18 protein-coding genes are annotated in these 25,351 nt (G+C 67.9%); all 18 read right to left on the bottom strand.

The window, feature by feature from the left end; genetic code table 11:
• Positions 1–402: a GPW/gp25 family protein gene (locus KEG57_RS17150; RefSeq protein ID WP_272420677.1), complete on the bottom strand. Its 402-nt coding sequence runs from the start codon at positions 400–402 to the stop codon at positions 1–3.
• Positions 399–2,018 (bottom strand): hypothetical protein, encoded by a 1,620-nt coding sequence (locus KEG57_RS17145; protein ID WP_272420675.1) that lies wholly within the window; start codon positions 2,016–2,018, stop codon positions 399–401. The genes KEG57_RS17150 and KEG57_RS17145 overlap by 4 nt, the downstream gene beginning before the upstream one ends.
• Positions 2,012–2,707 (bottom strand): phage baseplate assembly protein V, encoded by a 696-nt coding sequence (locus tag KEG57_RS17140; RefSeq protein WP_272420673.1) that lies wholly within the window; start codon positions 2,705–2,707, stop codon positions 2,012–2,014. The genes KEG57_RS17145 and KEG57_RS17140 overlap by 7 nt, the downstream gene beginning before the upstream one ends.
• Complete coding sequence (locus tag KEG57_RS17135; RefSeq protein ID WP_272420671.1) at positions 2,707–3,792, bottom strand: phage late control D family protein; 1,086 nt, start codon at positions 3,790–3,792, stop codon at positions 2,707–2,709. The genes KEG57_RS17140 and KEG57_RS17135 overlap by 1 nt, the downstream gene beginning before the upstream one ends.
• Before the next feature lie 27 nt (positions 3,793–3,819).
• Positions 3,820–4,008: a hypothetical protein gene (locus KEG57_RS17130; protein ID WP_272420669.1), complete on the bottom strand. Its 189-nt coding sequence runs from the start codon at positions 4,006–4,008 to the stop codon at positions 3,820–3,822.
• A gap of 2 nt (positions 4,009–4,010) precedes the next feature.
• On the bottom strand, positions 4,011–5,351 hold the full coding sequence (locus KEG57_RS17125; RefSeq protein WP_272420667.1) for a CIS tube protein: 1,341 nt from the start codon (positions 5,349–5,351) through the stop codon (positions 4,011–4,013).
• The gene (locus KEG57_RS17120; protein WP_272420665.1) at positions 5,348–5,839 is read right to left on the bottom strand and encodes a phage tail protein; all 492 of its coding nucleotides are present in this window, start codon (positions 5,837–5,839) and stop codon (positions 5,348–5,350) included. The genes KEG57_RS17125 and KEG57_RS17120 overlap by 4 nt, the downstream gene beginning before the upstream one ends.
• On the bottom strand, positions 5,836–7,374 hold the full coding sequence (locus tag KEG57_RS17115; RefSeq protein WP_272420663.1) for a phage tail sheath C-terminal domain-containing protein: 1,539 nt from the start codon (positions 7,372–7,374) through the stop codon (positions 5,836–5,838). Before KEG57_RS17115 ends, KEG57_RS17120 begins: the two co-directional genes overlap by 4 nt.
• A 77-nt stretch (positions 7,375–7,451) precedes the next feature.
• Positions 7,452–7,910 carry a phage tail protein gene (locus KEG57_RS17110; protein ID WP_271926574.1) on the bottom strand — a complete coding sequence of 153 codons (459 nt, stop codon included), beginning with the start codon at positions 7,908–7,910 and terminating at the stop codon, positions 7,452–7,454.
• A 20-nt stretch (positions 7,911–7,930) separates the two neighbouring features.
• Complete coding sequence (locus KEG57_RS55610; RefSeq protein WP_272420661.1) at positions 7,931–10,294, bottom strand: phage tail sheath family protein; 2,364 nt, start codon at positions 10,292–10,294, stop codon at positions 7,931–7,933.
• A gap of 24 nt (positions 10,295–10,318) precedes the next feature.
• On the bottom strand, positions 10,319–11,089 hold the full coding sequence (locus KEG57_RS17100; RefSeq protein WP_272420658.1) for a hypothetical protein: 771 nt from the start codon (positions 11,087–11,089) through the stop codon (positions 10,319–10,321).
• Complete coding sequence (locus KEG57_RS17095; protein WP_272420657.1) at positions 11,086–11,706, bottom strand: Pvc16 family protein; 621 nt, start codon at positions 11,704–11,706, stop codon at positions 11,086–11,088. Before KEG57_RS17095 ends, KEG57_RS17100 begins: the two co-directional genes overlap by 4 nt.
• 1,811 nt (positions 11,707–13,517) lie before the next feature.
• A complete protein-coding gene (locus tag KEG57_RS17090; protein ID WP_272420655.1) occupies positions 13,518–14,864 on the bottom strand; it encodes a hypothetical protein in 1,347 nt (448 codons plus the stop codon).
• A gap of 16 nt (positions 14,865–14,880) precedes the next feature.
• Positions 14,881–16,152, bottom strand: a complete 1,272-nt coding sequence (locus tag KEG57_RS17085) for a hypothetical protein (RefSeq protein WP_272420654.1) — start codon at positions 16,150–16,152, stop codon at positions 14,881–14,883.
• 53 nt (positions 16,153–16,205) lie between these two features.
• The gene (locus KEG57_RS17080) at positions 16,206–17,225 is read right to left on the bottom strand and encodes a hypothetical protein (RefSeq protein ID WP_272420652.1); all 1,020 of its coding nucleotides are present in this window, start codon (positions 17,223–17,225) and stop codon (positions 16,206–16,208) included.
• Positions 17,222–19,759 (bottom strand): type VI secretion system tip protein TssI/VgrG, encoded by a 2,538-nt coding sequence (gene tssI / locus KEG57_RS17075; RefSeq protein ID WP_272420650.1) that lies wholly within the window; start codon positions 19,757–19,759, stop codon positions 17,222–17,224. Before tssI ends, KEG57_RS17080 begins: the two co-directional genes overlap by 4 nt.
• Positions 19,756–21,231, bottom strand: coding sequence for a hypothetical protein (locus KEG57_RS17070; protein ID WP_272458631.1), 1,476 nt, complete (start codon positions 21,229–21,231; stop codon positions 19,756–19,758). The genes tssI and KEG57_RS17070 overlap by 4 nt, the downstream gene beginning before the upstream one ends.
• A 107-nt stretch (positions 21,232–21,338) precedes the next feature.
• Complete coding sequence (locus KEG57_RS17065; RefSeq protein WP_272420645.1) at positions 21,339–25,349, bottom strand: RHS repeat-associated core domain-containing protein; 4,011 nt, start codon at positions 25,347–25,349, stop codon at positions 21,339–21,341.
• Positions 25,350–25,351: the final 2 nt, after the last annotated feature.

Here is a 25,351-nt window from a genome sequence, read left to right as displayed (position 1 = left end):
CTATCCTCCGAGATCCATGGTCAGCCCGAGCGATTGCACGAGACCCGTGCGGCGCAGGCGGTAGACGATCTCCACGCGGACCTCCGCGGGCGCGCTGTCCACGTCAACGACGTCGATGCGCTCGACGTCGATGCGGTCTTCCCAGCGGGCGAGCGCATCGGCGATGGTGTCGCGGATGCGGCGCCGCGTGGCGAGCGTGCTCGGCTCGCCCACGAAGCTCTCGAGCCCCGCGCCGAACGCCGGGCGCATGAGCTGCTCGCCCGGGCGCGTGCGCAGGATGATCTGAATCGCCTGGCGCACGCTCTCCTCGAGCGTGGGGAAATGCAGTTCGCCCGCGTCGTCGGGCACGGCGAGCAAGGGAAAACCCACCGGCGGGCGCGGGGGCGAGGCGCGGCTGGTCATGACGTCATCCCTTTCGGCAGGCCCTGGGTGAGGCTCTTCGGCACCGGGATGCATATCTTGATGAATGCAATCCAGAAGAAGACGATGTTGAAGAGCCCGATGAAGATGTTCAGCACGAGGAACGCGCAGAGCGTGATGATCGGGATGTTGAACCCGCAGATCCAGTCGATCCCGCCGCCGCCCTCCTTCGCCTTCCCGTCGAGGAAATCCTCGGGCTTGTTCTTCGCGAGCATGTCGAAGATGTTCTTCGGGACGCGGAAGGCCACGTTCGGCAAAAACTTCTTGATGTTGTCCTTGTCGATGGGCGGCAGCGCGACCTGGATCGGCGGCAGGTTGCCATTCTCGTACCAGGGCGCCACGCGGAAGCCGCGGCTCGGCGCTGCGCAAAACGAAAGCTTCGGCGGGCACCCGTCGTCGCGCTTCACCCGGACGAACGCCTGGATCTCGTACGTCGCGTCGATGTCGTCGAAGCGCCCCCGCCGCGGCGCGATCGCGGCGACGCGCTTCTGCGACGCGAGCGACGCAGCGGCCGCGATCGTCGCCGCCTGCGCCTGCGTGATCGCCGGCCACGACGCGGGCATCACGAACGATTGGTTGCGCTTGTCATGAACGAACACTTCCGCGGCGTCCGCGAGCGTCTTGCCCGCGGGGCGCCCTTTGGCCTCGCCCTTGTAGGGCAGGAGCACGCCATCGAGCGCTTTCTTCATGCTCGGATTCTCGAATGCATCGAACACGGCGGAGAGGCCGCGCAGCATGATCACGAATCGCTCGAGCGTCGCGACGGCGGTGTTCCTGAGCGTCTCGGCGAGCGCCTTGTCGCCCCCCGCCTCGGCGAGGAACGTCTTGTCCTCCGCGAGCTCCTCGCGCCATTTGCGCGTGAATGTTTTACCCGCGAGCCCGCGCAAGCTCGGCGCGGAGGGCGAGACGACGAAATAAGGCGAGAGCATGTCGCGGATCTCGCCCTCGTCGTATTTCGGCGGGGCCAGGTTCGTCCTCGCGAACTCGCTGCTGGCGAGGGGCACGAGCCCATAAAGAATGGTTTTTCCCACCGCGGCGCAGACGTTCGGCGGCGCGACGAAGAGCAGGGTCGTCGCCTCCTCGAGCGGATCGGGCGCGCCGAGGGTCGAGGCGAGCCGAGCCTCGATCTCGGCATTGCCGGCCGCGTGGGGCGATTTCCGGCGCGCGGGATCCGGGTCCCGATCGAGCTCCTCCGGGCCGAGCTCGACCCAGCCGACCGCCTGCCCATTCTTGCGCATCCACCCCTCGCGCGCGCCCGATTTGTTCACGCGCCGCAGCACGAGGCCCGCGGAGTCGATCTGCTTCGGATCGAGGCGAGGTTCGCCGAACACCTCGCAGACGACCTCGAACACCGCGAGGTAAAACGAGCGGTGAACGGGCTGAAGCAGCGAGAGGGACGTGACGGGCTCGCCCGCGCTCCGCGTCGCCTTCGCGATCGCCTTGCGCCCCTCGGCGGTCGCGAGCTCCGCGAGGAGAGCCACGACGAAATCGTCGTCCGTTCGCTCGACGAGCACCGGACGGCCCCCTTCGGCGGGGAGCGGATCCCCCGTCCGCCCGTCGAACCCGAGCCCTCGCAATGAAACCGGATGCGCTACCATACGTTCCCAGCTCCCGGCGTGTAGGTATTGGCGACGACGGTCACCGCCTGGAGGACGTCGCATTTTACGATGCCCGAGAACGTCGACATCACGGCGTTGACCTTGACGTCGGCCGCATTGACCTCGACCTGGGCGCCGTTGACCGTCACCTTCTGGGCCGCGTCGACCGTCACGCCCTTTGTGTCGAGGGTGATCTTGTTGTTCGCCGCCTCGACGACGATACGGCCGCCGCTCGTCTGCTCGACGGTGATCGATTCGCCGCCGGGCGTGCTGATCGTCACCGTCGCCTGCCCGTCCGCCGCCTCGACGATCGCGACGCGGCTGCCCCGCTTTCCGGTGATCGTCCACCGATCGACGCGATTGCCGCCGAGCTCGTCCGGCGCCTTCGCCGAGCCGCTCCAGAGCCCACCCACGACGAGCGGCTGGCGCGGATCCCCATTGACGAACACGACCGCGACCTCGTCGTCGACGTCTGGCAGGAAAAACGCGCCCCGACCGCCCCCGGCGAACGGGACCGCGACGCGGGCCCACACCGCGGCGTCGGTATCACCGACGCCCGGCGACGTCGTCGTGAGCCGAACCTTTACCCGCGCGAGGTTTTCCGGGTCGGCGACGTCGACGACGCGGCCGAGATAGGTCCCGTGGAGCGCGCCGAGGCTCGGGGTTCGAGGGGCTTCGGGGGCTTGCATCACGGTCCTCCCAGGAAGGCGCATTCGGCCTCGAAATCGATCTCGTACCCGCGCTCGACGTCGAAGCGGTGCTGGGCCCGCACGACGACGTACGTATTGTCGAACCGCGGGCCGAGGCCGATGAGGCGGACGTGCGTGCCCACGCGCAGCGCAGGGTTGCCCTCAGCCGTCGCGTCGACGCAGACGAACCGGCGCGCCCGGCGATCGAAGCTCGCCTCCGCAATCGCGCGCGCCTCGTCGTCCGTCGTCGCAGGCACGTCGCGCAGGTGCTCGATTCGCGCGCCCACGGCGGCCTCGAGCAGCGCCGATCCGCGCCGCCCCGCGCCGGGCCCGAGGTTCGTCCCTGTGCCGCTGCCCTCGACCCTCCGGCCCGCGACCGCGTCCCAGCCGCCCACGGTCACCTCGGTGACCTGATGCGCCAGATCGGCCGTGACGCGCGCGCGGCGCAGCGTGCGGCCGAGCATGAGCTCGAGCACGCCGCGGCGGACGTCCTTGCGCGGCGAGACGTGCAGCTCTTTGCCCACCACCTGCACGTCGCCGTCACGCGCGGCGAGCATGCGCCGCAGGAATGCGAGGTCCGTCTCGTCGAGCTGCACCTGCGTGCCGAGCGACTCCGTGAAACCTTTCACGGCGGGATCGAGGCCGATGCGCGAGGCGAGTTCCTTCGCGATCGAATCGATGCGCGCGTCCTCGATCACGCGGGTTCGCCTCGACAAGCGCGCCCGCTGGAGCGCATCCTCCGCGAGCACGAAGAGCTCCGGCGCCACACCGACCTCGAACGTCCCCTCGAGCCCCGTGACGAGGCCGCGGAAGATCTCCTGCGGGCTCAGCTCGTCACCCGCATAAACCGCGATCTCGACGCCGTGCCGGATCGTGGCCTCGTCCTCGAAGGCGAGCTCGACCTCGCCGTCCTCGAAGCGCGCGGCATTGAGCAGGCGCAACTCGAGCGACGACATCCCGCCCTCGGATTCCTCCATGCGCATGCTCGACAAGAGCCTCGTCACCCCGTCGGAGGCCTTGCCGGAGACCCGCACGGTCGGCCGCACGCGGTTGATGTCTTCTTCGGTGAGGTTCGTCTCGGCCATGGTCGTTCGTGCTCGCCCGGGGACCTTTCAATCGGCACAGCGACGCGCTCGCCGCGCGGCGCGAATGCGGAGCTCGCGCTCGATCTCGTCGATGCGCTCCTCGACCAGCGCGCCCTCCTCGGGCGCGGCGTCGCGCGGGCTCGATAGCTCGCCGCCGGAGCCATCGCCGGGGCCCTGGACGACGCTGCCCACCACCTTGTCGATCGATATGCGCATGCTCATTCCTCGTCGAATCGAACGCGCCTCTTCGCGCCGCCGAGCCGCGGCGCGCCGGCCACGAGCTTGCCCCCGATCTCGAACACCGCGTCCTCGTCGACGCGCTCCGTTCCCGGCTCGGACGACGGGAGCAGCCGCGAAGGATCGAGCCGCGGCCTCCGCGCGGCCCCCTGCCCGGGGGAAGGCGTGTGAATGCCATCAAAAGCGCCCTGGGTCGCCGGGACGCCCGCCGACGCGCGGCTCCCGCGGGCCGGACCGCCTGCGGCGGCGGAGGTTTGGCCGGGCAGTCCACTTCGCGTCCCCCGCGTCGCGCCGGCGGCAGCGCCGCCGGAGAGCCTCGCGCGCGGCCCCGCGGCCCCGACGGCGCCGAGCGTCCTGCCCCCGGACGAACGCGAGGGTCCCGCCGACGCACCTCTGGGGCGGCTCGTGCCCCCCGCCGACGAACCAAGACCTCCGGGCACGCCGCCACCCGAGGAGCCCCCGATCCCGGACGAACCTCCTCCTCCGCCGAAATCGGCAGAGATCCCAAAATCGGCCGAGACGCCGAGGCCGAACTCGGCCGACACGCCGAAATCGGCCGAGACACCAATACCAAACTCGGCCGATATCCCGAACTCGGCCGATATCCCGAATCCGAGCTCCGCCGACGCACCGAACCCCGCGCCGGATCCCCCCTCGGCGAACGGGACGGGCGGCGCGAGCGGGGCCGCGTCGTCCACGGTGAGCGTGTCCGACTCGGGAAAACGCATGTTTTCCTCGCTATTTTGCTCCGCGATCGCCCGGCCGGCGTTCGGATCGCCGCCCTCCGTGCCCGCGTCCGTCGTCGATTGCCCCGGCGCGCGCGGCGTCTCCGTCGCGCCCTTCTCCATCGACGAGGATCCGGCCCATTTGCCCGCCTTGAGGCCGTCCGGGCCGCGATTGAAGACGTCCTTCTTGCTCGTCATCCCGAGCGCGACCGTCGAGCGGAGCGGGACGCCGTCGGCCGAGAAAAACTCGATCGTCTCCTTGTACGAATCCACGAGGCCCGTGAACGCGAATGCGCCCCAGGAAAACAGGACCTCGGGCGGGGGGCTGCCCTTCGTGTCGCCGAGCATGCGCGCGACCTGCTCGGTCTTGTCGCAGACGTTCGCCCCCGTGGCCGTCGTATCGAACACGAGCTCCATCGAGAGCTTCGAGGTGCTCTCGTTGACGACCTGCTGCTTGCCGAGCTTCTTGTCCTTGCTCTGGGCGAGCTTGGTCTCCATCGTGAGCTGGAGCGACGCCGGATTGAAATCGACGTCGATCGTCTGCTTCTTGCCGCCAGCTCGCTTGACCACGAACTGGGCTCGCTTCGGATCGCTCACTTGCCGCCTCCCTTGCCGAGCTCGAGCGTGAGCCCCTCGTGGACGAGGTGCAGCTCCTCGATGCCCACCTCGGTGGCCCTCGCATTCAGATCGGCGGCCTTGAATTTCACCGGCATGGCGCGCGAGAGCTTCCAGAGGAGCGGCTCGCTGTCCCCGTCGGGCGGGAAGACGGTGATCGTCACGCCACACCGATGACCGTAATCGCCGCTCGCCACGCGGTGAAACCATTTGAAGAGCTGCCCGCCGCGCGAGATGCCGCGCCGGAGCACCACCGTGGCGAACGTGACGGGGCCGGCGAGCTGCTTTCCGCCATAATTGTTCCCGCCCGCCTTGATCACCTTCGGCTCCATCGTGGCCTCGAGCCCGGTGCACTCGGCGAACGAGCCGACGGTCTCGCCTTTCGGCCGCTTGAACGGCTCCGGATCGAACGCGAGCTCGAACCGGAACGCGTACATCGGCGGTCGCAAGAACGGCGCTTTCGTCGTCACGGCGCCTCCCTCCTCCCGAGCGACGCGGCGCCGTCCTCGCGCAGCGTCAATGTCACGCGAATGCGCTCGATCGCGTGCGCCGGGGAAAACTCGATCTCGGCCACGAGGCGCCCCGCGTCGACGTCGGCCTGCGTCGTCGTGGTATCGTCGCAGCGCACGGAAAACGCCTCCTCCGGCGCCGCGCCGCGGAGCGCGCCGAGCTCCCAGAGCCGCGTGACGATCCCCTCGATACGCCGCACGATGCGCGCGCGTGTCTGCATATTGGCCGGCTCGAACACGATGGCGGCGCCGACGTCGCGCAACGCGCGCGTGAGCACCGAGACGAGCCTCTGCAGCCCGCCCTGACGATATGCCTCGTCCGGCGAGGTCGTGACGTCCGAGAGCAGCCGCAGGCCCGAAGGCGTCGTGCCGAGGAGCGAAATGCGGTCGACGAGCGGCACGTCGAGCGCGCGCTTCGTGTGCCCGCCCTTCGTCACCGGCCCGAGCATCGAAGCCCGCGGCCGCGACGCGATCGCGCTGCGCTCGAGCAATGGGAAAATTTGGAATACGTCGGCGAGCTCCGCGCCCATCGCGCTGCGGAACGTGCCGCGCGCGAGGGCATTCCGCGCGAGCACGCCCGCGAGCACGGCGTCGGGGCTCTCGACGCCGCCGGGCAAGAGCGCCGACGCCGGCGTCTTCACCCACGGATACACGATTTGAACGAATGAGCTCTCGATCCGAGGAAGGAGCGCCCACGCGCCGCCCTCGCCGCCGGACGTGAGCAAAAACGCGTGCAGGTCCTCCTCGGCGAGCGCGGTATCCTCGTCGCGGAGCGGAATGGGCAGCGCCGCGACGAGCTCGACCTCGCGCGCGTGGCGCGCCAGCATCGCCCCCGCGCGCGCGACGAACGTGGCCCACGCGTCGTACCCCAATGCATTGCAGCGAGGCACGCCCGCGGCGGGCGGCGACATGGTGAAGGTCGAAGACGCCTCTGGCGTCGAGCATTCCACGAAGACCTCGGGCGCGCCCGAAGGCACCACCGGCGGCGCCGGGGGAACGACGTCGGCCGCGCAGAGCGCCGCGAGGTCGGGCAAGCAGAGCAGCGAGACGTCGGGCAAACCGAGCACGTGCGCCGCGCCCCTCCAGAGCGCCCGATCGACGGGAGACGCGTCGAATGACACGCCCACGCCGGGGAGCAGCTCCGCGAGGTGCGTCAAACGGTCACTCTGGCTCCCCTCGGACCATTTCGGTGGGGCGAGCGCGACGACGTAACACGCCCGCCCCCCTTGCGCGAAGAACGAGCGGACGGCGGCGCCGAGGTACGTCCCGGCACGCGGCGCCGAGAGTCCGTCGCGACGATCCCACGCGAAATGCCGATCGAAGGTTTCCCATCGATCGATCGGCACCGGCACGTCGACGAGCGTGGGATTCTCCTCGTCGTCTCGCTTGTAAGGCCCGCGCGTCCAACCGGCCTCCTCGAGCCAGCGCTTGATCGAGGCCGCGACGGGCACATCGGCGCGGCGCTCGGCGAACCCCACGAAGAGGGCCACATCCATTCGCGCACTGCCCCTCGCGGGAGCCCGAGGGGCGCTATCGAAGACGAGCCGGTTCATCACGCGCGTAGCCCCGTCGATCAGGTGACGTCAGGGAAGCCCATTTGAATGTCCTCGGCCGAGAGGACGATCTCCTCCATGGCCACGTCGCCGCCGCCCTTCGCTGCGAGCGTCGGCCCCGTGTATTTCATGGGGGTCACGTTGAGGAGCTTCCACGCCTGGACGGGCTTGCGTGCCTCGTCGAGCAGCGTGATGAGCACCTCCTTGCGGCCGAGCGGCCCGCGCTTGCGGATGTCGGCGATCCAGTCCCAGAACGCCCTGGAATCGACGATGCCGCGCTTGAGCGTGACGTCGCCCGTCTTGTAGATGCCGGGCACCTTGCGGACGTGGTTGTCCGGGTCGCTGCCCTCGCGGTACTCGGCCATCGTGAACTCGGTGTTGAGCCCGGAGACGTCCGAGAACCCGCCGAACGCGTCGCTCCCGTCGATTGAGACCGTGAAATTGAATGCCCCGTAGGGCGGTCGCTTGCTCGTGCTCATGGCGATCTACGTTCTCCTCGTCAGTTGCCCGCGTCGGCGGTCTTCTGGCCGATCCGGAAGATGACGAACTCGGCGGGCTTGACGACGGCCACGCCGACGAGGCAGATGAGCCTGCCATTGTCGAGGTCGTTCTGCGTCATCGTGCTGCGATCGCAGCGGACGAAATAGGCCTGCTTCGCGTCCGCGCCGAGCAGCGCGCCCGAGCGCCACTCGTTGTAGAGGAAGCTGCCGATCGTCTCGCGTACGTTCGCCCAGAGCCGCTCGCCGTTCGGCTCGAAGACGGCCCATTGCGTCCCGACGTCGATCGAGCGCTCGATGTAGTTGAAGTAGCGGCGCACGTTGACGTATTTCCACTCGGGATCCGAGCTCATCGTGCGCGCGCCCCAGACGCGGTATCCGCGGCCGGAGAGGTAACGCAGGCAATTGATCCCGATCGGGTTCAAGACCTCCTGCTCCGCAAAATTCACGTCGGTGTCGAAGCGGAGCGCGCTCCGGACGACCTCGTTCGCGGGCGCCTTCCACACGCCTCGCTCGACGTCGCTGCGGGCATAGATGCCGCAAACGAAGCCGGACGGGGGGAGCACGAGTTCGCGCGGGTCCGTGCTGCCGGGCCTCGCGAGCGGGTTCGGTACGACGACCCAGGGGTAATAAAGCGCCGCGCGCGTCGAGTCGTGCTTCGCGCGGAGCGTCTGGACCTCCGAAATCGTGAGGCCCTTCGGCGGATCGACGACCGCGATCCGGTAGGTGCGCCTCGTCTCCGCCGCGGCGATGAGCTCGGTCCGAATGCCGTGCGCGTCCGTGTACGCCGACGAGCCAGGGGCCGCGATGATCGAGATGTCCTCGACGCCGCCGAGCGCCGCGAAGCCCTTCGCGTAGCTCGCCGTGACGGGCTCGCCGCCGTCGTCTCCGCCCGCGAGCTGCCGCACGCCGCTGTTCGCGAACAGCGCCGTCAAGAGATCGAACGTATCGACGTTCGTCGAGACCGTCACCGAGAAGAGGCGCCCGAGGTGATCCGCGCGGCTCTTCGCGTCCGGTGGGAGGACGTTGCCGATGAAGCGCGGGTGCGCCTTGTCGACCGCGAGGTTTTCGTACGTCGTCTCGTCGCCGTCGGCGTCGATCGTCGTGAGCGAGAGCGACAAGAGGGACACATCCCCCTGCGCGAGCAGCTGCGCGGCCGTGCTCGTATTGCCGTCCGCGTCCGCCCAGTTTCCATTCGCGAGCTTCTTGAAGAACAGATCGGTCGCGCTGCCGTCGCCCTCGCCCACCGTGTTGGCCTGGGTGTCGAAGCCGAGCGCGGCGTTCGCGGTCCCCGTCCCCTCCACCGTGATCTTTGCCTTCGAGCCGGTCGCCGTCGTGGCGAACGTGAGTTTGCCGTCCTTGTCGATGAACACCTTGACGGCGAGGTTCTCCGCATTGATGCGGGCCTGGATGTCGCTCACCCCGACCGCGTGGATGTCGGGGATGTTGTTGTTCGCCGTGTCGTTCGCATTGTCCTTGAGCGGCGTGGTGAACGCGATCGTCGCGGGAGACGATTTCACCTCGATCCGAGCGCCCGTGCCCGCCGCGTCCGTGCCGAGGACGAGCGTCGCGCCGGACACGAACGCATACCCGCCGCGCAGGCTCTTGTTGATCTCGATGGCGATCGCCTCGAGCGAGGTGCCGGTCGTGAGGGGGATCGTCTGCTCGAGATCGCCGATCTCGATGACGAGCGCCTCACCATTGGCGATCGTCACGTTCCCGGGCGTGCCCACCGTATCCGACGTGACCTCGGCCGATTTGCCCTTGAACGTGATGGTCTTCGGTGTGGCGACGTTGTTCGCCTCGGCGATGAGCTCGAGGGTGGTGAGGTTCTTCAAGTCGAACGTCGGTCCGAGCGCCGTGTCGGCCTTCGCGGCCGCGGGCGACGCGTTCGCGGTGACGACCGCGATCGTCCCCTCGGAGGCGCCGGCGAGCGCCGCATCGGCGGCCGGCGTCCTCACGCCGCGGAAGACGAACTTGCCATTGCCCGTGCTGCCGGGGAAGCGTGCCGCGAGCGTCACGTTGTGACCCCCCACCGCGAAGGTGAGGCTCGCGATCCCGTCCGTCTCCGGATCACCGCCGAAGACGCGGGCGACGTAGAGCCTGCCGCCTCCCTCGTTGAAATAGGCGCGCACGGCGTGCGCGAGGTAATTCAGGGGATCGACGCCCTGGCCGAGATCGAGATCGGCGAGCCCGCCGAAGAGCCGCGCGAAATCGGCGAAGCTCGTGACGAGCTCGGGCTCGCCGACCGGGCCCTTGCGCGCGGGCCCAGCGAAGCCAGTGGTGCTGGTGCTCACCCCTTCGATGGATTTGGAGCGGAAGCTCGTCTCTTCCACGTATACTGCAGGCGCGAGGTATTCAGGCACGAGGGCCCCTCCTTCGAGGATGGATCAAGGTGTAGGTGGGTTCGTCGAAATGGTAATGGGATCGAGCCGGTGCTCTCGACCCGAGACGAGCTCGATGGCCCCCTGCCAAGCGAGCGTCGCGTTGTTCTCGTCGCGCTCGTCGGGATAAAGCGGCGCGTAGCCCGCCTTCGCGAGGTAGACGCGCGCCTCTCCCTCGAAAGGAGCCGTCGCGACGGCCCCGCTCGTGTCCTCTCCCCATCGGACGACGGGGATACGCGGCACGAAGACGATCGCCTCGCCGCGCGCGTCGGACAAGCCGCGGCCGACACGCGTGACGTTTTCGTCGACGGGCACGGAGACCTCCACGATCGCGCCCGCGACCTTCTCCCCGTCGTCGTACGAGATCGACAGCCGCACGCTCGTCGTCACCGCGACGGGGCGCGCGATGGGGGATGGATAGAGGAGGTACTCGACGGGCGAAAACGCGGCATTCGATTGGCTGCGCGGCAGGTGCACGGTGCCGACACGCGAGAGGTACCGCCCGCCGGGATCGGCGACCGTGAACTCGAGCGCGACGGATCCATGCGCCGGCGCGCCGGGCGGCGCTTGAAAGGAGCCCGTGAACGCCGCGAGCTCGGCATCGATGCTCGCGGCGCCCGTGCGCGCGCGGGTGATCACGAACATGCCCGAGCGATTCGCGACGAAGCGTATTCCCTCCCCGGCGACGGAGAGAGGACTCAGGATCGGCAATCCCGTCTCCGCATCGAGGAAGCGGATCGCGCCGAGCACGCGGTCGTCGACGAGCTCGACGATCACGAGCCACCTCCCTTGCCCTGGACCTCGAAGCGCCGCGCGAGGACGGGTTTGGCCGGATCGTACGTTCCGAGATCCTCGAGGCGCACGACGCGCGCGATGTACGAGGCGCTGAGGCAGTAGGGGCGCCGGATCGCGTCCCAGATGCGCATCAGATCTTCGTTCGAGAGCTCGGCGGGGATCACGTGGATGACCTCGTCCGGCCCGAATTTGCCTTCCTCCGTGAGATCGGAGGCGCCGAGGATCTGGTGGGTGTGCAGCTTCAGCATCGTCCACCCCATGATCCTGAGCTCGTCCTCGACCTTGTCGGACCACACCGTGAGTAGGAAATGCAGATCGAGCGCGAGCGGGGGCGGCGCGTCGGAGGGCCTCGCTCCGAGCGGCTGATTTCTGAGGTGCTCGTTGACCGTCGCTCGGTACATGTAGAGCGACACCCGCGGCTTGACGGGCGCGTCTTCGCCTTCGCCCACATCGCCCATTTCACCGCTCGACAGGACGGCGAAATCGCAGCTCGGCAGGAGCGACGAGTGCTCGGGCTTCGCCTGATCCGCCTGATACGCGTACCTCAGGTACGACGCCAGCGAATCGGCGACGGAATGAATGGCATAAAAGCTCGCCACGAACCGCATTCCTCCGGCACGGGTACCTTCGGTTGCACCAGCAGGCAGTCGATGAACGTGCTGCGCGCCCTGGATCGTCGGTCGTCGTCCGCGGAATACCGGAGTATTCCTGCGTCCGCCTCCCTGGATCCAGGGCGCTCGCGGCGCTTCTCGACTGCCTGCTATGCTCGACGTCGCGCTCACGGGGCGCGCAGACGTCTCCCGGCGTCAACGCCGGGGATCGGCCGTTCTAAGAATACTCAAGGAGTCCCCGGACGCCCGTGCACCTTATCATGGATTTGGGATTCGATGTCAACACTTATCTTTCGGACGTCGAAAGTGCGAACACGAGTACGCCAGCACTTCTCCTTATATGGGCGCGCGCCATGGGTAGCTGCTTCGCATGTCTTCCAATGCGAACCGAAAAGGACGCACTGCTGGATGACGCGTCTCCCGAACGGCGCGGCGCGGCGCGGGCGGGCGGCACCCTTTTTGCCATTGACGTGGCTGCCCTTCGCCCGAACCTCTGTCTCCTCTTGTAAGCCTCGGCGGGCACTCCATGTTCCTGGAATTCGTCTTGCGCGCCGCGCGCTCCTCTACGCACCTCATCATCCTCATGTCCGCTGCGGGGCATTCCTTCCGGTTATGAACCGGCGGACGGGTGTCGCTGCGCCGGCGCCCCGCGAAGCACGCTCCCCGTCGACGCCACGCCTGCCCCTCGCCTCGGGGCGCAAGGGACCCGAAAGGGCCTCGCGTCCCCCGATCCCCGAGGCGCGAGGGACCCGTCCGCGTCCCGTGCGCCCTGCGCCTCCGGAATCAGTCCACCCGTCACGATTTCGCGCCCTCTCGACCTCCCGCCGGACGACCCGAGCGTAACTTTCCTGCTCCTCGTGAATCCGCGCCGCCATTCCTGCATTCAACGCGCACCCGACGGCGCTGCCAGCGCTGCGGGCACGGAATCGGACCATCACCGGGCCTTCGGCCCAGGGAGCTCGAAGGCGCGTGTCAAAGACCGCCCAATCGGATCCCAAGCGGGTCGGCCAAGCGGATCTGAACTTCGGGGGTCGGGTCGTCATTCATCGAGACGCCACTGACGCACCTACACTTCATCTACGCCAACACCCCCGCTCAGGGTCCCCCGACCGTGCCCCAAATCGTGCCCAGACATCACGAACGCCGGCGAAATTTAGCGGACTTCAGAGGGACGACGGGGCCACCCAGCAGGAACAACCCCCAATGATTCCGGTCAGTTCCAGCAGACTCGCCCGAACGTCACACAACGTCTCCCCCGCGTGAGTCCGTATCTCGACGTGATCTCGGGGGCCTGTGCGGGCGCAGCCTCGAACTCCACGCAAAGCGACACGTATTGCTCGAACGTCAGCGGTGAAGGCGCCTGCCCCGCATTCGTCGACGGTTGCGGCGCCGACGGAGATTCGGCTGGCGAAGACGCCGGAGCGCTCGGTGATGGCCGCTCGAAGGGCGTAAGACGGTTTCTCCGAGGGCGGATGTGGCCGAGAGAGCCCGCGCCGCGCGTTACGCGCCACTCGCGCGGAGGGCCGGTCCACTCATGCGCTGCTGCCTGAAACAGCAGCGGAGGGCCGGGCATGACGAACTGCACAGGCATTTGTCTGGTCGAGTTGCACCGCCGGCGGCGGCGCAGCAGCCACGATGGGAGCTTGCCTCTCAACGGGTGCCGGGCGAATCTCTTCGCCGCCCTCGGTACGCTCGTGCCACCCTTCGGCGCGATCGCCGGCGGCGCCCTCTCCTCCTCGACCCCCCAGTGCTCCATCGGCACGAAGAGTTCACGTCGTCGGCCGCGGGGTTGCCGGGGCTCACCTGCGCATGAGCCAATCCCGATACGTCACACACGCCCTCTCCCACGCAGCCCGCACGTCCGGCTCGCTCGCCATGCGCCCTTGCCAGTAGGCATTGACTTTCTTCCACTGCTCATGCGTGAGCCCGTACCGCCACGCAACCGCCTGCGCGTGCCCCGGCGCTGCAGTGAGCTCGACGCAGAGGGATGCATATCGTTCGAGCGTCAATGTCGGCGTATTGGGTGGGGTGCTCGAACCGGGCTGCGCGGCGGGCACCGGCATCGGCTTGCCGGCCCCAGGCCGCTCGAAGGGCGTGGCTGGCTTTTCCCCTCTCATCGGGTCCAAGACGGTCGACAGATCCACCGTGCTCTCCAAGGGGTCGCGGTGAGCGGGCGCCGGGTTCTGCGCGCCCGCCGGAGGCGGCTTGTTCGGCAACGCATGGGCCTCGGCCGAGAACACGATCCGTGGGGCTGCCTGCGGGCCCTGTGCCGGGCGACGGAAAGGCACCGGTTCCCGCAGCGCCTCGTTCAATCGATCCACTTCCGTGAATTCGGTCGTCTTGTTCGCACCCGAACGCATGTCGCCCGGCTCCTGCTTTTTCTCCTCCACGCGCGAAATTGCGGACGGAGCGGCTGGGTCGAAGGGCAAGGGATTCCTTCGGTGCACGTCCGCAGCGACGAACGACCCCGTGAGGGTCAGGGTCGTTTCCAGGCTCGGAGGCGCCGGAGCCACCACAGGGATTGCCTTTACGAGCGGCGGTGGGGCCGAGACTTCGTGCGCTGCTCGTGCGCTATTCGGATCGAATACCGGCGGGACGGGCGTCCGACGTTGATCCGCCGGAGGCCTCGCCTGGGAGGGAGTCACCGCCCCCTGGCGCACATCGTCACCAATGACCCGCGGCTCCACGCGCAGCGCCGGGACGGGCTCGAGCGGCGCGTGCGCAGCCTGGAGAGCCTGGGTTGCGAGAGAGGGATCGGCGCCCCGTTTCCCGGCCCATGCACGTTGCAGCCGCATGACATCGGCCATTTGGATGCCGCACGCCGCGAGGAACACGTCGGGATCCACCGCGGCAGCGAGGTGACGGGAAAACTGCGTCCATGCCACGATGTCGCTCTCGAGCGGCTCGATCCGTGGGGCAAGCAAATCCGCCACGCGAAGCACGTGCGTGTCGTAGGCGACGAGTAGGGAGCAATCGCCCGCTGCGCTCTCCACGAGGCGTTCATTCCAGGCAGCCTCTGCCGCGGACCACTGCTCGGGCGCGACCTCCGCCCACGAGAGCGCGCGTGCGAGCGAGTGCCCGGCAGAGCGCGCGGCGTGAACCTTGGCGAATGCGGAGAGCGGGATCGTCGCGGTCTCTTTCGGCATGATCGTCTCCACGATGTCAGTCGCGGCGCAGGCCCCTCGGGAGGTTGCGCCACACATCCTGCCCGAGCGCACCCCAGCGCGCGGGATCGCCCGCCAATCGGCTGCCCGTACGCGCCGCAATCTCGTCGAGCCGCACGCGCCTCGCTCGCACCGAGTGCTCCGGTCGTCGAGCCTCGGCGACCGCAGCTTCCGGCGACCATGGCAGGCCGCCGCGATGACGGCCGCCTCTCTCGGCGAACCGCGCGAGCACCTTCTTCCACGCCCCGTGCGGATCGGGCTCCGTTTCAGGGACCTGCGCGCCGAATGCCGTGACGAGCGCTTCCCACGCGGTCGCCGCCAGCTCCGGCTCCTCGAGAGCGCGCAATGCGCCGTGGAGCAGCTCCGGCACGCCGAACCGTCCGAGCGCTTCGATGAGCGCCTCCGAGGTCGGGAGCCGCGCAATCAACGCCTGCGCGGCCCCCACGAGCGACTCGTCGCCGGCGAGCGCAAGGTTCTCCACCGCGAGAGAAGCGGCGCTCTCCGGCATATCGTCGACCCGAGCATGGAGGTTCGTCACCGGCCGGAGGTCGCCGAGGATGAGGCGCGTGCGCGCCTCTTCCCGCAGGATGTCCGGGTCCGTCGCAACGAGGAATGGGGCGTCGAGCAACGGCTGGGGAGCGATGTCAGGGGAGCGGGTGGCCGCACGAAGCGCCGCCAGCATGAGGTACGGGTCGGTCCCAGGTATGGGTATGCCCGCGCCTTTCGGTGAGATCTGGCGTTGCGAGAGCACGTCGATCGCCGTCGCACGCAGGATGCTGGAGGAGCTCGTTCGCGATTCGGCGAGCATATCGAAGAGCTCTGGGTGCGACGATGCCGAGAGCGCATCGGTCGCCGCGAGCCACGCGGAGAAAGGCGCCTCGCGCAGCGATTGCAGCCACGTCGAGAGCGCCGGTCGCGCGCCGGGCTCGTCCCACGAGGCGAGCAAGAATGCCGTGCACCACGCCACCTCGGGGTCGGGATCGTTCCCTTCCCAGAACGCCAGAATATCGGGGACGCGCATACCGAGAACCGCTGCCGCATCGATTTGCGCAAGCAAGCGGCGCTCGACCTCGTCGCGCTGATCCATCGGGCCTTCATAGCGATCACGGGCGAGGACTTCGGCGCGCTCGAGGCAACCGGCGATTTGAAACTGGCGCACTTCGCGGAGCCGCACGGACGCCGCCCGATCGGCCACGATTTTCACGCGAAGCCCCTCGGACGGAGGCGCCGGCGCGAGCGCAGGCTCGGCGACTTCAATGCTCGAAAGCAACGGAGCGGGCGTCCACAGCCGTGGCTCGCGAGAGGCCATGCGAGGCGCCGCTTTCACGAGCCCCCCCGAACGACGGCGACACCCCGCAAACCATCGGGAGACGTCGCCCACGCGAGCGCGTGCTCACCGCGAGGCGGCGAGGCCCGATCGACCCGGTATGCCGCATGCTTTCGCATCGCGGCGCCGAGGGCGAGGTGCAGCGCGCCGGAAGCCGCCCCCACGCGCCCGAGGACGCTCTCTGCGCTCACGACCTCTGCATCGATCTCGAAACGAGCGTTCTGCCGCGCGAATGCGAGCTCCCACTCGCGCCGCCGGAGCGGATCGACGTCGGCCGGACCAAGCGCCAGACCAAAACGCCCCCCATTCATGGGCAGATTTGCGAGAAGCGACGAAAGCGCCGCGCCGTCTTCGTCGACGTCGTTGTCGTCACGCGCGCTCCCGCTCGTGGTCGCCGCGTGCACGAAGGTGCCCTCCGTGGACAATCCGAGCCTGTGGGCGCGCTCTCGCGTCACCAGCACGAACGCCACTGCGGCCTCGCCGATCGGACCGAGATTCGCTCCCCATGGATCGAAGCGAGACGCGGACCATGCATCGATCGCGCGAAGCGCCACGTACGAATCCACCGCGAGTACCAGCACGGAGCCTTCGGACCGAAGCTCGGCTCTCGCGGCTTCGAGCGCGGACATGGTCCCCGCGTCGCCGCGGAATGTGACGATGTCGGGATTGCGCACCGCGGCCTTCAATGTGGATCGCAGCGGAGCGACGTCGCTCTCTCGAAAACCAGGACGGTCCGCCGCGTGGACGAGCAGGACACGGGAGGGCCGCACTTCGTCCGGCACGCCGCGGAGCGCCGTGCTCGCGGCCTGGAGGCCCAGGATGCGGAGCCGCGAGCTCAGGGGGCGATCCGCGCCGATCCATGGGCACGAGAAGACCGGGAGGAATGTCTCGTCGTCGTCGACGAAGGCTCCCGTTGCCAGCGGCGCCGCTTCAGCACGCAGAAGGAATGCGTGCTCCTCCGCCGTTCGACCGAGTGGGCTGACGAGCGCGGACGCGACGATGGCGAGATCGGTCATCCCACGCTCTCCTTGCCGCTCTTCACGGTCTTGCCGTTGATCGTGATGCTCGCTGCCGCGAGCGTGACCCCGCTGCCGTGCACGATCACGCTCGCGCCCGGAACCTCGAATACGACCTTGCTCCCCTCGAGCGTCGCCGGGCCCCCGACTTGAATGGACATCGACCCCTTGGCCTGTAATAGAAAGCCCGCGCCCGCATTGGCGGTGTAGGCGCCCGCGACGCGCCGCGTGTGCGCTCCGGTCACGTTGCGCCCGATGGCCTGCGCGGCGGTGACGGCAATGGTCGCCGACGTGTCGCGCGACGCGCCTGCCGTGAGCCTGCTGATGCGCACCGCGCTCGTCGTGTGGCTGCCACCAATGGCAAACGTCGACGCTCCGAGGGTGGTCCAGTTGATCGTGCTGGGCGTCTGCATCCCGAGCAGCGCTCCGATGGACTCCGTCATCACGCCGTCCACGAGGGTATTGCGGTGGCCTGCGGCCGCAGCTGCCCCGTCCGCGCCGCTTCCGCTCGAACCGCCCGAACCGCCGCCTGCCGCCTGCGCCCCGCAGCGATCCTGCGCGCGCTGCGACCATGGGGTCAATCCCATCGGGTCAGCTGCGGCGACGATTGCATCCCCGCCGGGGATCGCGCTAGCGATTTCGTTGATCGCCGTCTGCCCGGCGGCTTGCAGCAGCCCCTCCATTCCGCCGCGCGCATAGCCTTGCCCGAGCGCCTTCCCGATGTTGTAGCCACGGGTCAGCGCCGCGCCCACCACCGGGATGCTCCCGACGCCCGCGAGCGCGGCCGACTCGGCGAAGCTGGCGAGCCCATCCTTGGGATTGCCCACGAGCTCGATGAGCGCACCGCCGATGGCGACCGACTCCGACGCGACCGTCGTCGAGCCCGTCGCCTTGATCGTGATGGTCTGGTTGCCGCCGACGGTGAGCGATTGCGACGCCGCACCGACGAGGGCTGCATTCTGCACGGAAATCGTCTGATGGCCGCCGATGGTAAAGCTCTGGTTCCCCTTCACGTGGACCGATTCGAAGCCCACCGTCTGATTGAGCATGTCGTTCGCGACGGTCGTCGTCATCCCGAAGCCGGCCGTCCATACGAGGTGCTGGCGCCCGGCGCCGTCGTCGAACCGCACCATGTTCGTCTGGCCTCCCCCAGGGGAGCTGGCCGTGCCAATGGTCGTGATGGTCTTGTTCGCGGGGAGCGGAAACGGCGGTAAATTCCGGCCATTGTAGACCCGCCCGAGCACGTAGGGTCGCTCGGGATCCCCGTCCTCGAAGGCGACCTGCACCTCCCAGCCGACGCGCGGAACGAGCATGGAGCCCGGCATGTTCGGCTGCATCACGCGGATCGGCAGGCTGGCCGTGTGATCGTTCGGGGCCTCGCGGTCCCACGAGAATCGCACGTGCACGCGTCCGAGCTCGTCGGTGTGAATCTCCTCGCCCGGAGCACACGTCACGAACGCCGGCTGAACGCCGTGGATGCGCGGACGCGGCGTGACGTGCGGGAGCCGATAGACACGATCACGCGGAATGGCCCACACGCGCGCGGTGAAGCGCCCCTCCCCTGCCGTCCATTCGAGGTGTGTCCGTGTGGCGAAGTATTTTCCCTCGGGAATCGCCGTGCCCGTCGCGAGATCGCTCTGGATCTCGAAGAACTTGCCCGCCGCGATGTCGAGCGCCGATGTCTCCAGGACGATGGTCGAGGCATCCGCGCGCAAGCTTTCCGCAAGCAGGCGCGCCCGCAGCTCACCTCCCGCCTCGTCCAGAAACCCCGCAGGCGCCGCGTAGACCTCGATCGCCCTCTCCGTGTCGAGCCCATCCTCGCACTTTCCTTCGAGCTGCACGCGGGGATTGGCCACGTTGTAATCGCGCACGACGACCTTGCCCGGCCGGCGCTTGCGCCGCGCGCTCGCGCTCCACGCAATGCGGTCTTCCGCGCCGAGGGCGTGGGTATCGACGAGCCGCACAGCGCCGCCGGGCGCTTCGTCCGTCGTCGTGGAGGAGTCGCACAGGACGAACCTATCGAATCCATCCTGCTCGTCATGGCGAAACCAGAGCCCCTCGCGCTCGCAGAGGCGCCGCACGAAAGCCGCATCCGTCTCGTCGTACTGCACGGTGTGCTCGCGCTCGGCGTGCTCCTCCAGCAGCTCCTTGCCGAACTGCTCTCCGGTGACCCCGACGTCGGCGAGCACCTGCTCGATGATCTGCGGCACCGTCTTGCGGCGAAAAACGCGGGAGCGATGGCGCAGCTCGAGCCTCTGGCAATGCGAAGTGAGGAGCACCTCGCATTCTCGAGCGGCCCCCGGATCGGCGCTCGCGACCGCGGAGATCTGCGCGATGAAACCGTGCATCGTGCGCTCGCCGTGTGGCCCCCGGATACGCACCGCGGCGGGGCTATCGAGCCAGGCGCGAGGATCCTGCGGCGTTTGCAGGAAAAGGCGAATGCGCGCGCGATGCGCCTCGCCCACGGCGGTGTCGAGGACGAGCCTCGCGGCGGGGTAGGTCACACCCTCGACGCGCATCTCCACGGTCCTCATGGTGAGTTGTCCTCATCGTTCGTGGAGGGTCCAGACTGACCGGCGAGTAGCCCGACGGCTGTGACGATGTCGTCTTCGAAGTGGATCGATCGCCGCATCCTTCCGAGCGGGCTCGGCAACCAGCGAGAGAGGATGATGGATTCCTTGCCGCCGTGTTCCAGCACGCTCCGCTCCCATCCTTGCCCGATCAGCTTCTCGGCGTCCTCGACCGACATGCATTGCCATAATTCGAGATCGTCGTAGGGCACGGCCTCCTCGACGTCGCCCGGCTCGATATGGAATCCCGCGAGATGCGCGTGATCCGACGAGGCGAAGACCTCGAGCGCGGGATACTTGAGAATGGGGGGATCGATGCCCGGGGAGGAACGGGACCAGGGCTCTCCAAAGAATTTGATCACGTCATCGAGCCGGCTCCCGACCGGCAGCGGGCCGAGCCGCCCCTCCAAGAGCCAGTCGAGCAGACGCTCTCCCGTCGGACTCTGCGGTGGTTCGTAGACCCTGGGCAGATACGTGTTCATTCGTTCGGGAGGCGAAGAAATGGGTGGGGCAGCCATTCCAGGCGGGACGCGCCGCTCCTTCACGGAGACGTGGATGCTCTCCAGGCGAGAACGCCGTCGATACCACGAGAAAAAGAGCACGAGCCGAACGAAGCCGACCTCGCTCGGCGTTTCGAGCTCCAGCGTGGAGATGCCGTGCGGCGTCGGCCAATCCTTCCGGATGAGCCCGAAGGAGCGCTGGGCGTCCTCGATGGACATCGAGCGCCATTTCTCGAGATCCGCGAACAGGACGAGTTGCCGATCCTCTCGCAGAGCGACGGAGAATCCCCGCACACGCGCTCGATCCGCCGTGAGCTTCACCAGCAATCCGGGATAATGCAAGGACGGACGCCCCTGCTCGGCGCTGCCGAAGAGGGTCGAGGCCTCGAGGGAGGGTGCGCCGAGCGCGATCGGCCCGAGCTTCCGTTCGCGAACCCATTCCTCGAGCAAGGCTGCCTTCAAGAACTCGGGCAGCCGCTTGCGAGCGTGCTCGTGAAAGGCATCGTCGCTGAGGTCGAGAAAGTCCGGAGCAACCACCTCGACCTCTGCCGCGTGTCCGTTCTCGTCGAAGAGGATCTGTTGCTTGACGACGCCGACGGACGTCGCCTCCGAGCGTCCCCAGGTGGTCGAATTGTCGTAGGAGGAGACATCGGTGAGCTCGAGGCCGAAAGAGCGCTCCGCTTCCTCCTTGGAAATGGCTCTCCACCTCTCCAGGTCGACGAAGGGGATCAGGGGCTCTTCCTCGCGCAGCGCCAGGCGAAACCCGGCGAGGGTGTCGCGATCCGCAGCGACGAGCAATGTCAACCCGGGATAGAAGAGGTCCGAGCATCGAGCGCGGGGTTGCCCGATCACCTCGAGGGCCTCGGAGACCGCACTGCCAATCCCGACCGGACCGAGGCGGCATTCGCGGAACCAATCCTCCAGACGGGCGTTCAACAGACAATCGTGCAGTGCGCGCGGCGCCTTCGGATCATCGATGCGCCGCCGGAGCCTCCAGAGGGGCGCCGAATGGAAGGCTGCTCGCCGTGCGTCTCGCTCGTCCATCACGCCCTCTTGCACTTGGTGATGTTCCGGATCGCGCGCTCGACCTTCTTTGCCTCCTGCGCGCGGTCCTTGCGATTGAAGTTCTTGAACAGGCTCTCCTTCGCCTCACGCGCGGCTTTCTGCAGGCGCAACCGCCACGTCGCGTCCGATTTGAACTTCTCTTCCGAGAGCTGCACAGCCCTGTCGCGCTGCCGCTCCTCGTGCGCGCCGTCGGGATTGAATGCGCCCTGAAAGACGATGTTCCCCTGCGCGTCGGTCGTCACTTTGACCTCCGGCAGGGGGTTGCCCCTCCGATCGGCCGTGTTGAAGTGAACGCCTTTCGAGATGACGTCGTCCTCCGTCGCGGTGTGGGGATGCCACGGATCGTCCGCGAGGCCCAGCGGATCCACCACGGCGAAGGGCGACCCCGGGTAGGCGAAGAGATTGTCACCGCCGATCAGATCGATCGGATCCGAGCTCAAGAATCGAGCCGTATCCGGATCGAAATAGCGAAATTGCATGTATGCGAGGCCGGTCTCGGGATCCGCGTACTGGCCGAGCAACCGGAACGGGCTCTCCACGTCGGTGTCGAAGTCGCGCTGCACCTTTTCGATTCTTCCCCACGCGGAAGCGAAGGCGCGCCAGGCCACGCGTCCGCGTTGATCCACGAGCTCGGCCGGCACGCCCATGGGCGTGGTCACGCAAAGGAATACCTCCCCGCGCTCGGCGTGCAAGAGAGGCGTGAGCGTGCCCGGTTCGTGCACGAAGACACGCCGGCCGGCGCCGTCTTCGCGGCCGCTGTCCCGCTCCTCGCAGAGGGCATGATCGTCCCAAAGAAATCGTACCACCCGCACCGACGGCAATGCAGAATCACCGCGCTCCTTCATGCGCGCGAGGGCATCCGCGAACGTGCCGGCGACGGGCGCAATGACGTGCTTGCGCACGCGACGCCCGAAAGCGTCGTAATAAAAGCGCACCTTCGCGCCGTACGGCGCGACGACCTCGCGCAGGCGGCCGCGCGCATCCCAGCCGTAATACGTCGAGGCGCCGCCGGCATCCCGTTTCTCCATCCGCGCGCCGCGATCGTCGTCCTCGTAGCTCGTGCCGCCAGCGCGCAGGAGTCGATTGCCCATGCCCATGCGCCAGGCGGTCGGAGCTTCCTCGCTCGTCGACGATGCGCCGCGCACGGATCCCGTCGTCTCGTACACGAAGGTCTCGGTGAGTACGGGCGAGCGCATCCGAACGAGTCGCTTCATCGCGTCGTGCACGATCGTCGTTCGCCCCCATGCGGCGTCTTCGATCGATGTCGGCAAACCCGCGGAATCACGGGTGTAGACGCGGCTCACGGAGGCGCGGGGCGACGGCTCGCCTGCGCGTAGATGCGCGCGGACGTCCACCTGCATGACGTTCCCGCCCGCATCGTAACCCGTCTTCGCAACGACATCGCTGCCGAATCTGCGCTCGCGCTCTCGACCGTGCGCATCGCGAAAGATGCGCACGTCCACGCCCCCGTGCGCCGCCGACAGCAGATCCCCGTGTTCGTCGTAGCGGTATTCCGTGCGCGCGCCGTCCGGCAAGGTGCGCGCCGTGCGCTGCCCCATCGCGTCGTATTCGAACAAGATCGGGCGGCCATCCTGGATCTCTTTCACGATGCGCCCGAACGCGTCCCGCTCCACCTCCACCACCACGTCGCCCGAGTACTCCGACAACGTGGCTTTCATGATCCTCCCGAGCGCGTCGCGCTCGAAGACGATCTTGCTGTCCGCGGTGCGATCTTCGACGACGTTGCCGAGCGCGTCGTACGAGAATTCGCGAAAATCGCCGTTCGCGTAATCAATCCGTGAAATACGGCCCGCCGCGTTTCGACGGTACGTGGTGGTCCTCCCGTCGAACGCCGTCTCGCGCACGACGCGACCCACGCGGTCGTACTCGAACTCGTACCGCTCGGCGCGTGGATTCTCGATGCTCGTCCGGCGCTCGTCCAGATCGTAACGAAAACGCGAGAACTGCCCGTCCGCGCTGGTGGTGCGTGCCAGCACGCCGGTCCCTTGATACTCGAAGCGCGTCACGGCGCCGAGCTGATCCATGAAGCGCGTCACCTGCCCCTCGCAATCGCGCTCGTACATGACCTGCGAGCCGTCCGGATACGTCACGCGGAGCACGCGACCGCACGCGTCATTCTCGATGATCGTCTGTCCGCCCGCTGGATCGATTCCACCGACGAGGCGACCCAGCGCGTCGTAGGTCGTGCGGAAGATGCCGCGGCCGTGCAATGCACGGCTCACGAGGTTGTGGTGAGCGTCGTACGCGAGCCGCTCCAGGGCGCCTTCCGGGCCGATGATCGCCACCGCGCGCCCTTCACGGTCGCGTTCGATACGGAACGTGACTCCGGTCGTGGACGTGAGGCCGATCAGCGCGCCGTGCGCGTCATACTGAAAGCGGGTCTCGTTCCCCTCGGGATCGACTGAGCGGATCAGGAGATCGTCCGAATGCTCGTAGGTCGTCACGTTGCCCGCAGGGTCGACCTCCTTGACGAGGTTGCCGCGCTCATCGTACGCGCGCTCGATCTTGTGGCCCGCTCCATTGGCGCGCGCCAGCAAGTATTGATCGGCGTCGTACTCGTTCGCCTCGATCAGCGCGCCATCCAGCGTCTCCTCGCGGATCACGAGCCCCTGATCGTTCCAGGTATAGCGCCGCGGCTCTTCCGTCGTGTGGGTGACCGTCTGCCGGGCATCTACGTCCTGCTCGAGCCGCACCTCCTGCAGCCCTCCGTCACCCCAGGCCCGAATGCACGTGCCGCGCTCTTCGTCGTATTCGTAGCGGAACGTGATGCCGCTCCGCCACGTGTGCTCGATCATGCGGTGCTGCCCGTCATAGACGTATCCCTCCGCGTGACCGAGCGCGTCCATGGCCGACGCGAGCTCACCCTCCGGATGATAGGTGTAGCTGAAATGGGTCCGCAAGCGCGCTGGCCCTTCCCCCGAGGGATTCGCCGCCCAGACCTCGACGCGAACGATGCGCGCCTCGCCGTCGGTCGTGATGCGGAGCTCGCGACCCACGCTGTCGTCCACGCGAACGAGACGCTCGCCTTCATACGTGAACCGGACGCTCTGCCCGCGCGACGTCTCGATTGCCATCAAGAGCCACGCGCTGCCAGGGCCCGGCGCGAAAACATGCAAAAGGCGTGTGACGTGGTCGCGCACGACGATCTCGCGCTTGCTGCGACGCTCGAGCGTGAGCCGCTCGCCGTGATGGAAGGTCGCCTGGTCCGCGCCGAGCGCCCCGAACTCGACCCAGCGCCCATCTCGGTTGCGCAGCCGAAACGAACCTCCCACCGGCTCGAGCCGCTGATCGAGCGAGAGCGTCCAGCCGCCCCGCCCGAGCGCCGTGCGCTCCTTCGCGAATCCCGATGAATAGCGCCGCTCCCATACGAGAGGGATCGGACCGGGGAGCTCGAGATCGACGGCGCGATCGCCGACGTAGCAGGTGGCGACGTCGACCGGATCGCTCTTCCATTTCGGCTGCTTTGCGGGCTGCGCCGGGAGCGCCTTCTTCTTTTTCTCCTCCCGGCGAACGTTTCTCAGGATGGACTTGACCGTGGTATCGATGTCCGCGCCTTCCAGCAGCGGCACCGTCGCCTGGCTGGCTCTCGCCTCGTCCATCATCACGTTGGTGGCCACGGTATCGCCCGTGCAGCAGATGGGTTTGCCCGAGACCTTGAAGCCGCTCGAGCCGCTCGTCATCACGCCGATGTTGAACGTCGCGTGCGTCAGCAAATCGCCGCCGCCGGTCTGCGCAGGCTGATTCGCCGGCGGATCGAGCTTCATCGTCGAGCCCACCACGAGCACTGGCTTGCTAGCGACCTTGAGCTTGCTCTTGGTCTTCTTCGCATTGGCGGAGCGACCCACGTAGGGGAACGGCGTCGGCGCCGGCGGCGCCGGCGGACTCACCAGGCTCGGCACGGGGGGCGTGACGCAACCGTGATTGCTACCCCGGTGGGCGACGTTTTTCTTGCCAGCGTTCGTGCTCATGA

This window comes from Polyangium jinanense (assembly GCF_028435365.1).
This window is presented reverse-complemented; position numbering and strand designations above follow the sequence as displayed.

Excerpts from the sequence above, each read along its gene's own strand:
- KEG57_RS17115 (WP_272420663.1), bottom strand. The coding sequence starts at position 7,374 with ATGGATGTGGCCCTCTTCGTGGGGTTCGCCGAGCGCCGCGCCGATGTG.
- KEG57_RS17080 (WP_272420652.1), bottom strand. The coding sequence starts at position 17,225 with ATGACCGATCTCGCCATCGTCGCGTCCGCGCTCGTCAGCCCACTCGGT.
- KEG57_RS17110 (WP_271926574.1), bottom strand. The coding sequence starts at position 7,910 with ATGAGCACGAGCAAGCGACCGCCCTACGGGGCATTCAATTTCACGGTC.
- KEG57_RS17130 (WP_272420669.1), bottom strand. The coding sequence starts at position 4,008 with ATGCGCATATCGATCGACAAGGTGGTGGGCAGCGTCGTCCAGGGCCCC.
- KEG57_RS17090 (WP_272420655.1), bottom strand. The coding sequence starts at position 14,864 with ATGCCGAAAGAGACCGCGACGATCCCGCTCTCCGCATTCGCCAAGGTT.
- tssI (WP_272420650.1), bottom strand. The coding sequence starts at position 19,759 with ATGAGGACCGTGGAGATGCGCGTCGAGGGTGTGACCTACCCCGCCGCG.
- KEG57_RS17140 (WP_272420673.1), bottom strand. The coding sequence starts at position 2,707 with ATGCAAGCCCCCGAAGCCCCTCGAACCCCGAGCCTCGGCGCGCTCCAC.
- KEG57_RS17065 (WP_272420645.1), bottom strand. The coding sequence starts at position 25,349 with ATGAGCACGAACGCTGGCAAGAAAAACGTCGCCCACCGGGGTAGCAAT.
- KEG57_RS17145 (WP_272420675.1), bottom strand. The coding sequence starts at position 2,018 with ATGGTAGCGCATCCGGTTTCATTGCGAGGGCTCGGGTTCGACGGGCGG.
- KEG57_RS17135 (WP_272420671.1), bottom strand. The coding sequence starts at position 3,792 with ATGGCCGAGACGAACCTCACCGAAGAAGACATCAACCGCGTGCGGCCG.
- KEG57_RS17150 (WP_272420677.1), bottom strand. The coding sequence starts at position 402 with ATGACCAGCCGCGCCTCGCCCCCGCGCCCGCCGGTGGGTTTTCCCTTG.